The organism is Rhodoferax sp. RT4P68 (assembly GCF_056521305.1).
Map to the genome: position 1 here is coordinate 374,855 of NZ_JBWMBB010000003.1, position 12,338 is coordinate 387,192.

Annotated in this window: 11 protein-coding genes and 1 other RNA gene; 6 read left to right on the forward strand and 6 right to left on the reverse strand. The window is 70.7% G+C overall.

Going from position 1 to position 12,338, the window contains the following annotated elements; genetic code table 11:
- Window positions 1-62: 62 nt before the first annotated feature.
- Together AC099J_RS08275 and AC099J_RS08280 are read left to right on the forward strand one after the other, a co-directional pair.
- The gene (locus tag AC099J_RS08275; protein ID WP_479614755.1) at window positions 63-1,043 is read left to right on the forward strand and encodes a Bug family tripartite tricarboxylate transporter substrate binding protein; all 981 of its coding nucleotides are present in this window, start codon (window positions 63-65) and stop codon (window positions 1,041-1,043) included.
- A gap of 58 nt (window positions 1,044-1,101) precedes the next feature.
- Window positions 1,102-2,073: a M14 family metallopeptidase gene (locus AC099J_RS08280; RefSeq protein WP_479614756.1), complete on the forward strand. Its 972-nt coding sequence runs from the start codon at window positions 1,102-1,104 to the stop codon at window positions 2,071-2,073.
- 207 nt (window positions 2,074-2,280) lie between these two features.
- Here AC099J_RS08280 and AC099J_RS08285 read toward each other — a convergent pair whose 3' ends face one another.
- From AC099J_RS08285 to cysK, 3 genes are read right to left on the reverse strand one after another with little or no spacing between them, the layout of a single operon-like run.
- Window positions 2,281-3,336 carry a J domain-containing protein gene (locus AC099J_RS08285; RefSeq protein WP_479614757.1) on the reverse strand — a complete coding sequence of 352 codons (1,056 nt, stop codon included), beginning with the start codon at window positions 3,334-3,336 and terminating at the stop codon, window positions 2,281-2,283.
- A 25-nt stretch (window positions 3,337-3,361) separates the two neighbouring features.
- On the reverse strand, window positions 3,362-4,501 hold the full coding sequence (locus tag AC099J_RS08290) for a J domain-containing protein (protein ID WP_479614758.1): 1,140 nt from the start codon (window positions 4,499-4,501) through the stop codon (window positions 3,362-3,364).
- Window positions 4,498-5,415 carry a cysteine synthase A gene (gene cysK, locus AC099J_RS08295; protein WP_479614759.1) on the reverse strand — a complete coding sequence of 306 codons (918 nt, stop codon included), beginning with the start codon at window positions 5,413-5,415 and terminating at the stop codon, window positions 4,498-4,500. The genes AC099J_RS08290 and cysK overlap by 4 nt, the downstream gene beginning before the upstream one ends.
- Before the next feature lie 63 nt (window positions 5,416-5,478).
- Between cysK and rnpB the strand changes: the two genes are divergently transcribed.
- Window positions 5,479-5,809, forward strand: an RNA gene (gene rnpB / locus AC099J_RS08300) — RNase P RNA component class A.
- A gap of 170 nt (window positions 5,810-5,979) precedes the next feature.
- On the opposite strand, the gene AC099J_RS08305 is transcribed toward rnpB, so the two are convergent.
- The 3 genes from AC099J_RS08305 to AC099J_RS08315 all read right to left on the reverse strand — a co-directional run bounded on the left by AC099J_RS08305 (window position 5,980) and on the right by AC099J_RS08315 (window position 9,654).
- Window positions 5,980-6,699 (reverse strand): RNA pseudouridine synthase, encoded by a 720-nt coding sequence (locus tag AC099J_RS08305; protein ID WP_479614760.1) that lies wholly within the window; start codon window positions 6,697-6,699, stop codon window positions 5,980-5,982.
- 116 nt (window positions 6,700-6,815) lie between these two features.
- On the reverse strand, window positions 6,816-7,826 hold the full coding sequence (locus tag AC099J_RS08310) for a catalase family peroxidase (protein WP_479614761.1): 1,011 nt from the start codon (window positions 7,824-7,826) through the stop codon (window positions 6,816-6,818).
- Window positions 7,827-7,995: 169 nt separating this feature from the next.
- Window positions 7,996-9,654 carry an MBL fold metallo-hydrolase gene (locus tag AC099J_RS08315; protein WP_479614762.1) on the reverse strand — a complete coding sequence of 553 codons (1,659 nt, stop codon included), beginning with the start codon at window positions 9,652-9,654 and terminating at the stop codon, window positions 7,996-7,998.
- Between the two features lie 99 nt (window positions 9,655-9,753).
- Between AC099J_RS08315 and dapF the strand changes: the two genes are divergently transcribed.
- From dapF to AC099J_RS08330, 3 genes are read left to right on the forward strand one after another with little or no spacing between them, the layout of a single operon-like run.
- A complete protein-coding gene (gene dapF, locus AC099J_RS08320; RefSeq protein ID WP_479614763.1) occupies window positions 9,754-10,623 on the forward strand; it encodes a diaminopimelate epimerase in 870 nt (289 codons plus the stop codon).
- A gap of 28 nt (window positions 10,624-10,651) precedes the next feature.
- Window positions 10,652-11,335, forward strand: a complete 684-nt coding sequence (locus AC099J_RS08325; protein WP_479614764.1) for a DUF484 family protein — start codon at window positions 10,652-10,654, stop codon at window positions 11,333-11,335.
- A 1-nt stretch (window position 11,336) separates the two neighbouring features.
- Complete coding sequence (locus tag AC099J_RS08330) at window positions 11,337-12,278, forward strand: tyrosine recombinase XerC (RefSeq protein ID WP_479614765.1); 942 nt, start codon at window positions 11,337-11,339, stop codon at window positions 12,276-12,278.
- Window positions 12,279-12,338: the final 60 nt, after the last annotated feature.

Consider the following 12,338-nt stretch of genomic DNA (forward strand, 5'->3'; position numbering starts at 1 on the left):
TTTCGGCACCGGGCATGGACGCGATGCCCGAAGAATGCAAGACATCTCAACAGGGGCCCACCATGCGATCCACTCCACCATTGCGCGCGCTGCTGCTGCCGGCGCTGCTCGTCAGCGGCCTGCTGCCCGCGGCCCACGCCCAGGGCGGCGGCTACCCCGACCGGCCGGTCACGCTGGTCGTCGGCTACCCGCCCGGTGGCAGCACCGACCTGACCGGCCGCGCCGTGGCCGACCAGCTGGCCAAGAAGCTCGGCGTGCCGGTGGTGGTCGAAAACCTGGGCGGCGCCGGTGGTGCCATCGGCGCACAGAAGGTGTCGCGCGCCGCGCCGGATGGCTACACGCTGCTGCTGGGCGCCAACAACGAGATTGCCATCAACCGGCTGGTCTCCAGCAGCATCAAATACAGCTACAAGGACTTCACCCCCATCGGCCTGGTGGCCTCGCAGCCGATGGTGCTGGTGGCCTCCACCGGCAGCGGCATGCAGACCGTGGACCAGATGATCAAGGCCGTGAAGGCCCGGCCGGGCCATTACAGCTATGGCAGCTCGGGCGTGGGCACGGCGCTGCACCTGTCGGCCGAGATGGCCAAGCAGCAGGCCGGGTTGTTCATGACGCACATTCCCTACCGCGGCGTCGCCCCGCTGACGACCGACCTGTACGGCGGCAACATCGACCTGGGTGTTTACGTGCTGTCCAGCGGCCTGCCGCACATCCGCAGCGGCAAGGTGGTGGCGCTGGGCATCACCGAGAAAAAGCGCTCGGCCGCCGCGCCCGAGATCGCGCCGCTGGCCGACCATCCGGCGCTGAAGAACATGGACATCAGCGTCTGGTTCGCGTTGATGGCACCGCCGCAGCTGCCCGAGCCCATCGCCGCCCGGCTGCGCGCAGCGCTGGCCGAATCGCTGCAGGCGCCCGAACTGCGCAAGAAGCTGGAAGACAGCGGCTCCACCCTGGCGCCGGCCGCGGTGGACATGGCGCGCTTCCTTGACGCCGAGACGGCCAAGTATCAGAAGATCGTCGAGTTTGCGAAGATCAAGGAATGAGTTTCGCCCGGCTGCCGAAGGCGTTCGCCACCGCAGCGCACCACCCGAAAGTTCAACGATGAGCGCACCCACTTTTGAACTGACCGCGCCCGATCTGCGGGACTGGCGCGCCGGCAACACCGGCACCGAGGGCGTCTGGCGTTTCGACTCCGGCCTGCCGGGCCGGCGCGTCATGCTCAGCGCGCTGGTGCACGGCAACGAGCTGTGCGGCGCCTGGGCGCTGCTGGGCCTGCTGCAGGCCGGCGTGCGGCCCGCGTGCGGCACGCTGACGCTGGCCTGGTGCAACCTGGAAGCGTTCGACCGCTTCGATGCGGCCCACCACGATGCCTCGCGCTTCGTCGACGAAGACCTGAACCGCCAGTGGATACCCGCCCGCATCGCCGAGGGCGGCACGCGCGAGCGCCGGCGCGCCGCCGCGCTCCAGCCCTTCCTCGACAGCGCCGACTGGCTGCTGGACCTGCACTCCATGCACGAGCCCAGCGCGCCGCTGTCACTGACCGGCATGCACCCGCGCAACCTGGCGCTGGCGCGGCAGATGCGCGCGCCCGAATACGTGGTCGTCGACGCCGGCCACCAGGACGGTGTGCGCATGCGCGACTTCGGCCGGTTCGGCGAGCCCGATGCACAGCAGCCGGGCACGCGGTCGCTGTTGGTCGAGTGCGGCTTCCACGGCGACCCGGCCAGCCGGGACGTGGCGCGCGACCAGTGCCTGCGCTTCCTGGTCGTAGCGGGACTGCTGGCCGAGGACGCAGCGGCCCGCGAACTGCCCGGCTGGAAGCTGCCCGACGCGGCGCGCCAGTGGGCCCTGTATGTCACCGGCCCGGTCGTCGCCAGGAGTGAGCGCTTTCGCTTCACCGAACCCTTCACCGGCCTGGAGCTGATCGCCGCCGCCGGCACGGTGATCGGCGACAACGACGGCGAGCCGGTGGTGACGCCCTATGACGACTGCGTATTGGTCATGCCCTCGACGCGCCAGGCACGCGCCGGCGTGACCGTGGTGCGCTTCGCGCGGCGCGAGGCGTTGGCGTAGCGCCTCCAAGGAGAGGGGAGCGGTTCAGGCCAGGGCACCCGCGGAACTGGCTCTGCCAGGCCGCTGGGGAGGCCTTGCAGGCCGCGCCGGGCCAGTGGCCCGGCCCCTCGCCAGTCAAAAGGTCCACCGGACCTTTTGTGTACGGGCTCGGCCCCCCTTCGCGCAGCTGAAGGGGGAGCGGCGAAGCCGCCGGGGGGATGGTCCGCATCACTCGCGCAGCCACTGCTTGAAGAACCTCGGGTCCTGCATCTCGCGCAGTTCCCACTGGTAGTAGGCAATGTTCTGCTGCAGCGCGCGCGCCTGCTCGCGGATGGCGCGTGTGATGCGGGTGGGCGTCGGCTCGGCGCCGTGGCCCAGCCCCAACTGCGTGCGAAAGCCGCGCTCGGTATCCAGCGTCTCCTGGCGCAGCTCGTCGAGCTGGTCCGTCAAGACTGCGTTGTAACGGCGCAGCGCGACCTCGCCCATGGCGGCGATGCTGCGCGGGTCGATCTGCTCGATCTCCAACTGCAGCTGCAGCAGGTCCAGCAGGTTGCGCGCCTCGTAGGCCACGTTCACGCGCTGCATCAATGTCGTCTTGCGCCCGCGCTGGACCGGGTCGGGCTCGCGGTCTGGATGCAGCGCGCTGGCCAGCTTGCGGTAGACGGCGCGGATGGTCTGGCTCGCGTCCTCGGGCTGCGGTACGGCCGTCATGCGCCGGCGCCGGCTGGCGGCCTTGTGGTGAGCGCGCTGGCGTTCGCGCTGTTGGGCCGTGTCGGAGTGCGTGGCCTCCATGCGTTCCCATTGCGCCATCCAGTCGTTGTCGGCGTCGGGCGTGGCGGGCGTTGCAGCGCCGGGGGCGGGCAAGGCGTCGGCCGCGTCGCTGCGGGTTTCCGTGTCGTCCGCGTCGGTGGCGTCGGTGGCGTCGGCCGTGTCGTCCGTGTCCTGGTGCCGGGCGTGGATCGCGCGCAGCTCCGCCTCGTCGCCCTGGCGCAGCAGGCTGGCCGCCAGATCGCGCACCAGGGCGTGCAGGGTCCGCAGATCGGTGCGCCCCAGGTCGCCGGCGTGGGCGGCCTGGTCCAGAAAGCGCAACAGCTCCAGGTCGATCGTGCGTTGGCTGGCCAACAGCGGCGCCAGCGCCACCGCCTGCTGCTGGTGAAAGTCGGCACTGGCCTGTTGCCAGCGCTGCAACACCGCCCGCTGCGCGGCGATGGCGTCGGTCAGGCGGTGAAACTCGATCAGCTGGGGCGGCTGGCCTGGGTCGGCGGTGGTGACAAGGTCAGCCATGGTCGTGTCGCACAGGCTTGATGTCTCAACGCCCGAACAGGCTCATCAGATCGTCCTCGCGCTGTTGCGCCTGCAGCATGTCGCGCTGCATCTTCAGCCAGCGCTTGAAGGTGGGCAAGTCGTCCAGCAGCGGCAACTGCTGGCGCAGCTCGTAGGTGTCCATGGTGAGCTGCGCGATCTGGTGGCGCAGCGTGTCCATCAGCACCGCGGGCTTCAGCCGTTGCAGCGGGTGCAGGTTGAACTCCATCACGATGGCGCCCTCGGCTGCCGCCACCTCGTGCTGCAGCTCGGCCAGTTGCTCGGCCAGCACGTGGTTGTAGTGCTTCAGGCGCTCGGCGCTCAGGCCGGCCAGGTGCGCCGGGTCGATCTGCTCGGCCTCCAGCTGCAGCTGCAACAGGTCCAGCAGGCGGTTGTTGGCATAGGCCTGGTTCACGCGCTGCATCAGCGCGGTCTTGCGCGCGCGTTCGGCCGGGTCGGGTTCGCGATCCGGGTGCAGCGCGCTGGCCAGCTTGCGGTAGACCTCGCGCAATGACTGGCTGGCCTCCTGCGCCTGTGTGGCGGCCTGCTGTTCGCGCTTGCCGGGCTTTTTGGCCGCGCGCTGGGGGCGGTCGGCCTCGGCCTGCGCCTTCGCGTCGGCGCGTTGCGCGTCGGCCTGCATCTGCTGCTCGAGGTGGCGCATCAGCGCTTCGGGCGAGTTCAGGTCCACATCTTCGGGAATGTCCATGCCGAACAGCTCGCGCGCCATCTCGCGGGCCATGGCGTCGCCTTCCGCGTCGTCGTCATCGAAGTCGCTATCGGCATGGTCGTTGTAGCGCTGCTTCATCTCGGCACGCAGGGCTTCGTCGGGCGCGCTGTCGGCCAGCGAGCCCGCCAGGTCGACGATCAGTGCACTGACCATCTCACGCTCCGCCTTGGAGAGCCCTTTGCGCCCGGCCGCCGCGTGCAGCACACGCACCATCTGCGCGCTCACCACCCGGTAGTCGTCCAGCAGCGGCGCGAACTCGCGCGCGCGCCGCTCGCGGACCAGCGGCACCGCCAGTTCCCACTGGGCCAGCAGGTCGCGCTGCTCGGCGATGCGCTTGACCAGGCTGTTGAACTTCTTCTGCGCGGGCGACAGCGTGGCCGCCGCCGGTTGTGCGATGGCCAGGGTGCGCGCTGAACTCATGCGGGCAGGAAGCCTTCGATCGAGAGGTAACGCTCGCCCGTGTCGTAGTTGAAGCCCAGCACCTTGGCGCCTGCCGCCAGCTCGGGCAGCTTCTGCGCGATGGCGGCCAGCGTGGCGCCCGACGAGATGCCGACCAGGATGCCTTCTTCGCGTGCGCAGCGACGCGCCATCTCGCGCGCCGGCTCGGCGTCGACCTGGACCACGCCGTCCAGCACGGTGGTGTCCAGGTTCATCGGGATGAAGCCCGCACCGATGCCCTGGATCGGGTGCGGCGACGGTGCGCCGCCAGAGATGACGGGGGAGGCCACGGGCTCCACCGCAAACACCTTCAGTTGCGGCCACTTGGCCTTCAGCACGCGGGCGCAGCCGGTCAGGTGGCCGCCGGTGCCCACGCCGGTGATCAGCGCGTCCAGCCCGTCGGGAAAGTCCGCCAGGATCTCCTGCGCCGTCGTGCGCACGTGCACGTCGATGTTGGCCGGGTTCTCGAACTGCTGCGGCATCCAGGCGCCGGGCGTGCTGGCCACGATCTCCTGGGCGCGGGCGATCGAGCCCTTCATGCCCTTCTCGCGCGGGGTCAACTCGAAGCTGGCGCCGTAGGCCAGCATCAGGCGGCGGCGCTCGACCGACATCGAATCGGGCATCACCAGCACCAGCTTGTAGCCCTTGACGGCGGCCACCATGGCCAGGCCCACGCCGGTGTTGCCCGAGGTCGGCTCGACGATGGTGCCGCCGGGCTGCAACTGGCCGGATTGCTCGGCCGCCTCGACCATGGACAGCGCGATGCGGTCCTTGATCGAGCCGCCCGGGTTGGCACGCTCGGACTTGACCCAGACCTGGGTATCGGCCCCGAACAGGCGGTTGATGCGGATGTGCGGCGTGTTGCCGATGGTGGCGAGGACGTTGTCGGCCTTCATGGCGGTCTCCCAGGTGGCGGTGGAAAAGGGGGCATTCTGGCGCAGCGCGATAATCGCCGCCGTGAAGCCCGCCAGGCCGCCGCTGGTGCAATCGTCGAAAGACCGCACTGGAGGAACGTCCGGACTGCACAGGGCAGCGTAGGAGCTAACGGCTCTCCACCGCGAGGTGAGGATCAGAGCAACAGAGACGAGTCACTTGCCGGGCAACTGGCAAGTGGGTGAAACGGGCAATCTCTACGCGCAGCAATACCAAATAGGCCAGCGTTGATGTGGCTCCGCGGAGCTGGCGGGTAGGTAGCACCGAGCCGTCTGGTGACAGACGGCCCAGATGAATGGCGGTCACACCGGGGGCGACCCCGGTGCACAGAATCCGGCGTATCGGCGGGCTTCACACTTTTGAATCAAGGCATCCTGGCGGACCGTCCGCATGGAACCGAGGGCCGCGCAGCAGGCCAAGCCAGGGCACCCGCGGAACTGGCTCTGCGAAGCCGCTGGGTGCGTCCCCCTCGCGCAGCAGAGGGGGGTTGGCGAAGCGCGCAGCGCGCAGACTGGGGGGTGCCTGATCTAGAACCGTTCTTCAGGCAGCAGATAGCGCCACTCGCCCGGTGCCATGCCGGCCAGCGGCACGCGCCCCAGGCGGAGGCGGCGCACGCTCAAGATCTTCAGCCCGGCACGCTCGCACAGTGCACTGACCTGGCCCGGCTGCGGCCCCTTGATGGCAAAGCGCAGCACCGTATGCCCCTCGCGTTGAGAGCCGATGCTGACGCGCGCCGGCCGCATGGCCTGCAGTGCCTCGGGCGTGGGCACGCCGTCGACCTCGACCTGCAGCTCGTGCTCCATGATGCCGGCGTCCTCGATCAGCTTGCGCTCGATGCCGGGCACCTGCGTGAAGACCACGAGGCCGCTGTCGTGCGGCGCCAAGGTGGCCACGCAACGCAGGTCCACCAGGTGGCGCGGCAGGTGCCGCATGCCGGAGCGGTCCAGTTCGCTGCGGCGCGCGCCGGCCAGCGGCGCTGCGGGGTTGATCCGCACGCCGGCCGCCTTGTGCAGCACCAGCGTGACCGGCGGTACGGGTTGTGGCGTCGCGTTCTTCTCGACCTCGACACGCTGGTCGGGCCGCACCCGCATCGCCGTCGTCGGTGCGACCGTGCCATCCACGCGCACCACGCCGTTGTCGATCAGCAACTCGGCCTCGCGGCGCGAATAGCCGGTGAGTTCGACCACGCGCTTGGCCAGGCGTATGCCGTAGGCGTCGCTGTCGGAGAGGTGGTCGTCAGGTTTCATGGAACGGGGGGCGCCGCAGCCGCGCGCCCGGTGCGCGCGAAGGCCATGGCCCCATGGATGCAGGGTGGGGATGGCCTCCATTGTGCGGGCGATCCTCCCACGTCCCGGGCGAGGCCTTATTGCTTGGCGCCTTCCACGAGCCGCCGCCCCAGCGACACCGCATACGGCGCCGCACGGGCGGCCAGCATCGGATCGCTGGACGCCTCGACGCCCTTGGGCAGCACGATGGGGTTGTAGGTGATGGTCAGGCAGGGCCCGGTGGCATCCGCCGATACCGATTTGACGGTCAATCGGCCCAGGTTGAGCTTGGCGCGCTCGGCTGGCAGCGGCACCACGGCGCTGTCGATCTTGTCGCCTGGCTGGGCCAGCTGCACCATGAAGTCGAACGCCACGCCACCGGCCGCCACGCGCTGGCGCAGGTCGTCGATCAGAAAGTCCGCGCCCTTGGCCTTGGCTTCGTCATCGGTCAGCGTCTGCGTGCCGCCCACGGGCTCGAACACCCACTTGCCGAACTGCTTCTTGCCGGCCGCGTCGACGAAGGCGAAGGCGTGCACGCCCCAATAGTTGGTGGCGCCGAAGCTGGCCGGCACCGGCTGGCTGGCGTAGTACTTGCCCTGCAGCAGCACCTCGGGGTTGGCGTCGGCGAAGGCCTTGATCTTCTCGGGGTTGGGCTTCTTGGTCTCGGGGTCGGGGGCGAGCGATTCGAGCCGGCCGAGGAACTGCTCGGGGTTGGCTGCACCGAAGACCGGCGCCGAGATGTTGCCCATCTGCCAGGACTCCCCGCCCGGCAGGTCGAACTGCAGCGCCATGTTGCGCTGGCTGCGGGCGTTGTCGGCCGCCTTGGGGTTGCCGCCGCCGACGGAGAAGCGCGCGATGACGGGAACCGGCGTGCCGCTGAAGACCGAGGCGGACGACAGCGTGCGGCCCTGGGCGCTGCCGATGAATTCGGCCGTGGCGCAGACGCCCTTGGCGCCGGAGCGGCGAAAGCCCTCGAACTTGCCGCCAGCCTTCTCGAACGCGTCGACCAGTCTGGTGGGATCGACCTGGGCATGGGCGGGAGTGGCCAGGGTGCTGGCGGCCAGGATGGCCGAAACGAGCAGGGTGGGGCGGGTCGGGGCAGTGGGCATGAGCGTCCTCGGGTGGTGGTGATGGGAGCGGGGGCCGGCTCCGGCGGGGCCGGTGCACTGCTATTCGGTAGCCAAGGCGAAGAGGTTACAGGGCCGCGCGCGAATGCGCATCGCCGGCGCAGCTCAGTGCTGGCGTGGGCCAGTTGCGCCGGGCCGCGCAAGCGCCGCCTCACACCATCCCGACCTGCTGAATCCTCTGCACATGCGCCAGCAGCGAGCGCTGGGCCACCGGCCACATGCGCGGCGGCACGTCGTCGTAGGCCAGTTCCACCCAGTCCTGCATCGTGCCTTCGGGCCGTGCGCGCATGGCGGCCAGCACCTTGGCCTCGCGCGCCAGGCGGTGCTGCTTGAGCCGCGCGATCGCGCCCGGCGCGTCGCCCAGCACGTAGCCGTGCGCGGGCAGGATGTGGTCGATGCCGTAGGTGGCGCAGGCGGCGCTGAGCTTGTCCAGCGAATCCAGGTATTCGCCCATGTTGCCGTCCGGCGGGTCGACCACCGTGGTGCTGCCGTTCAGCACGTGGTCGCCGCTGAACAGCAGGCCGTCTTCCTCCAGCACCAGGCACAGGTGGTTGGCCGCGTGGCCCGGCGTATGGATGACGTGCAGCGTGTGGGTGGCGGGTGCGCCGTCCGGGCCGCAGCCATGCAGCACCAGGCGTTCGCCATCAGCCAGCGCGCGGTCCGGTGTGAAGGCGCTGGCCGGGCGCGCCGTGGGCAGCGAAGCCAGGCCCAGCACCGGCGGGCGCGGCTGGCCGGCGCGCTCCACCATGTCGGCCAGCGGCGCGGCGCCCGGCGAGTGGTCGGCATGCGAATGGGTGCAGACGATGCTGCCGATGCGGCCACCGGCGGCGCGCCACAGTCGCTCCAGGTGCTCGGGCGCGTCCGGCCCGGGGTCGATCGCGATCCATCCGCTGCTGGGGTCGCCCACCAGATAGCTGTTGGTGCCGGGCCCCGTCATCACGCCAGGGTTGGCGCAGGTCAGCCGCTGCACGTTGCGCAGCAGCGCCACGGGGTGCTCGTTCTGCCAGTCCAGCGCATGCACGATCTGGCCGTCCGGGCTGACCAGCGCCAGCTCACCGAACGGCGGCTCGTGCTCCATGTAGCGCATCTCCTTGCCACCCAGCAGGCCGCCGCGCGGGCTGGAGGTCCACAGCGCCCGCTCGCCGGCGCAGGCGGCCAGCACCGCGTCGACGTTGGCGTAGGCGGCCAGCCGCTCCAGCGTGCGGATGGTCGGGTAGATGATGAAGAAGCGGCCGGCCGCGTGCTCCTGCAGCGCCGCCTGCGGCCGCACCCAGACCGGCTCGAACTGCTCGGCCTCGTCGGCCACGGGCTGCTGGCCCTCGGGCATGCGCGCGACGAGGAAGGGCACGTCGAAGCGGCGCGGCAGGTCGCGGTCGGTGATCCAGTGCGCGAACAGGAACACCTGGTCGGCGGCCAGGGTCAGCCCGCGCGCTGCGCATTGCGGCAGCAAGGGCGCTTGCCGGTCCAGCGTGGCGGCGTCCTCGGCGCCGGCGGGTTGGCCGTCGGCGCGCCAGGCCAGCAGCACGCCGAGCTCTTCGAAACTTTCGCGGATGGCGGCGATGGCCTGCGTCAGCTGCAGGTCGCCCTGGGTCGCGCGCCGTCGCGCCTGGGCGTGGGCCGCCGCGTCGGCCGCGTCGATGCCGCCGCCGGGGAACACGAAGGCGCCGGGCGCGAAGCTGGCGGTGGCCGAGCGGCGCGTCATCAGCACCTCGACCCCCGCTGGCGTGTCGCGCAGCACGAGGACGGTGGCGGCGGGCCGTGTGGGCGCGATGTCGCGCTGGGCGTGGAGGAGCTGGCTTGGGCGTGGCATGGCGCCGATTCTGCCGGCTGGTGCCCGGTGCGGCGTGGGGGCTTGTCCCATAGCCGACAGCGCCCGATCCCAGCGCTGTGGCCCGTGATAATCGCCGCCATGCGAATCCGATTCACCAAGATGCACGGGGCCGGCAACGACTTCGTGGTGCTCGACGAGACGCGCGGGCGGCTGAACCTGTCGGCCGCGCAATACCGCTTTCTGGCCGACCGGCACTTCGGCGTGGGGGCCGACCAGATCCTCACGGTGCGGCCCTCCACCGGCCCGGGCGTGGACTTCGAATACGTGATCCACAACGCCGACGGCGGTGAGGTCGAGCAGTGCGGCAATGGCGCGCGCTGCTTCTTCCAGTACGTGCGCGAACACGGCCTCTCTGAGAAGACCACGCTGCGTGTGCACACCGCCGCCGGCCTGATCACGCCCACGCTGGCCGCTGATGGACGTGTGACCGTGGAGATGGGCCCGCCGGTGTTCGACCTGGCGCGCGTGCCCTTCGACGCTGCGGGCCTGGAGCCGCACGCCGTCGACGCCTGGGGGCCGTGGAAGCTGGCGCTAGGCGTCGACCCCGACAGCCCGGTGGTGCAGGTGGCCGTGCTCTCCATGGGCAACCCGCACGCGGTGCAGCGCGTGGCCGATGTGGACCTGGCCCCGGTGGCCGAACAAGGTCCGCTGATCGAAAACCACCCGCGCTTTCCGAACCGCGTGAACGCTGGCTTCCTGCAGGTGCTGGACCGTCGCAATGTGCGCCTGCGCGTGTATGAGCGTGGTGCCGGCGAGACGCTGGCCTGCGGCACCGGCGCCTGCGCGGCAGTGGTCGCCGGCATCCGCATGGGCTGGCTGGACGATGGCGTCGAGGTACAGACGCGCGGCGGCCCGCTGCGCATCGACTGGGCCGGCGGCGACGCACCGGTGCGCATGACCGGCCCCGCCGAGACCGTTTTCGAAGGCGAGATCGAGATTCCGGGCTGAGCCCGTTCCCCCACCAACCTGCCGCAGCATGAACGCCAACAACCCCATCACCGAAGACGACATCGCCAACTTCCTGATCCACACGCCCTCGTTTTTCGAGCGCCATGCGGAAGTGCTGACCGCCGTGCAGATGACGAGCCCGCACGGCAACCGCGCGGTCAGCCTGCAGGAGCGCCAGGCCGAGATGCTGCGCGAGAAGATCAAGGGGCTGGAGCACCGGATCATGGACATGATCCGCCACGGCAACGAGAACGTGCTGATCGCCGACAAGCTGCAGCGCTGGGCGCGCAGCCTGCTGCGGGCACGCGTGCCGGCGGAGCTGCCGCAGCGCATCGTGGCCGAGGTGCAGGCCCAGTTCGGCGTGCCGCAAGCCGCGCTCAAGGTCTGGGGCGTGGCGCCGCAGTACGCCGGCCACGGCTTTGCCCAGGGGGTCAGCGAGGATGCGATGAGCTTTGCCTCGTCGTTGACGGCGCCGTTCTGCGGCGTCAACCCGGGCTTCGAGGCCGTGCAGTGGCTGCCCGATCCGGCCCAGGCCATGTCCGTCGTGCTGATGCCGCTGCGCGTGGGCGAACTCAACAGCACCGAGCCGGCCTTCGGCATGCTGGTGCTGGCGTCGCCGGACGCGGCGCGCTTCGAATCCGGCATGGGCACCGACTTCGTCGAACGCATTGCCGAACTGGCCAGCGCCGCACTGGCTCGGCTACAGGACTGAAATGCAATCTGCGCCGCCGGCCGATCCGCTGGTCGCGCGCTATCTCGAATACGTGCGCGTCGAGAAGCGCCTGGCGGCGCGCACGGTCACGCTGTACACGCTGGACCTGGAAAAGCTGGCCGCCAACGCCGCCCAGGCCGGTGTCGCGCTGGCGGATGTGCACCCGGCCCACGTGCGGCGCTGGGTGGCGCAGATGCACGGCAAGGGGCGCAGCGGGCGCGGCATCGCATTGATCCTCTCGGGGTGGCGTGGCTTTTACGCCTGGCTGGGCCGTGAGGGCCTGGTGCCGGCCAATCCGGTACAGGACGTGCGCGCGCCGCGTTCCCCCAAGCCGCTGCCCAAGGCGCTGGGCGTGGACGAGGCGGTGCAGCTGGCCGAGTTTTCGAGCGAGGCCGACGACCCCTGGCTGGACACGCGCGACGCCGCCATGGTTGAGCTGCTCTACGGCGGTGGCTTGCGCGTGGCCGAGCTGACGGGCCTGGACGTGCATCCCGGCCCGCAGGCGCGCGGCTGGGTCGACCTGCAGGCCGGCGAGGCCCATGTGCTGGGCAAGGGCAGCAAGCGGCGCAGCGTGCCGGTCGGCGCATCGGCCGTGCGCGCGCTGCAGGCGTGGCTGGCGGTGCGCGGTGGGGCGGCCGGCACCGGCAACGCGGCGCTGTTCATCGGCCGCTACGGCACGCGGCTCACCTCGCAATCGATCTGGCAGCGGCTGCGGCGGCGCAGCCTGCAGGCCGGGCTGGCCGCGCCGGTGCACCCGCACATGCTGCGTCACTCGTTCGCCAGCCACGTGCTGCAGTCCAGCGGCGACCTGCGCGCCGTGCAGGAGCTGCTGGGCCACGCCAGCATCAGCACCACCCAGGTCTACACGCGGCTCGATTTCCAGCACCTGGCCAAGGCCTATGACGCGGCCCACCCGCGAGCGCGGCGCAAGCCGGGCGGCTGAGGGTTCCAGAGTCTTGCGCTGCTTGTCGGGCGCCGGCCCCGTGGGCCCCGGCGCGTCGGC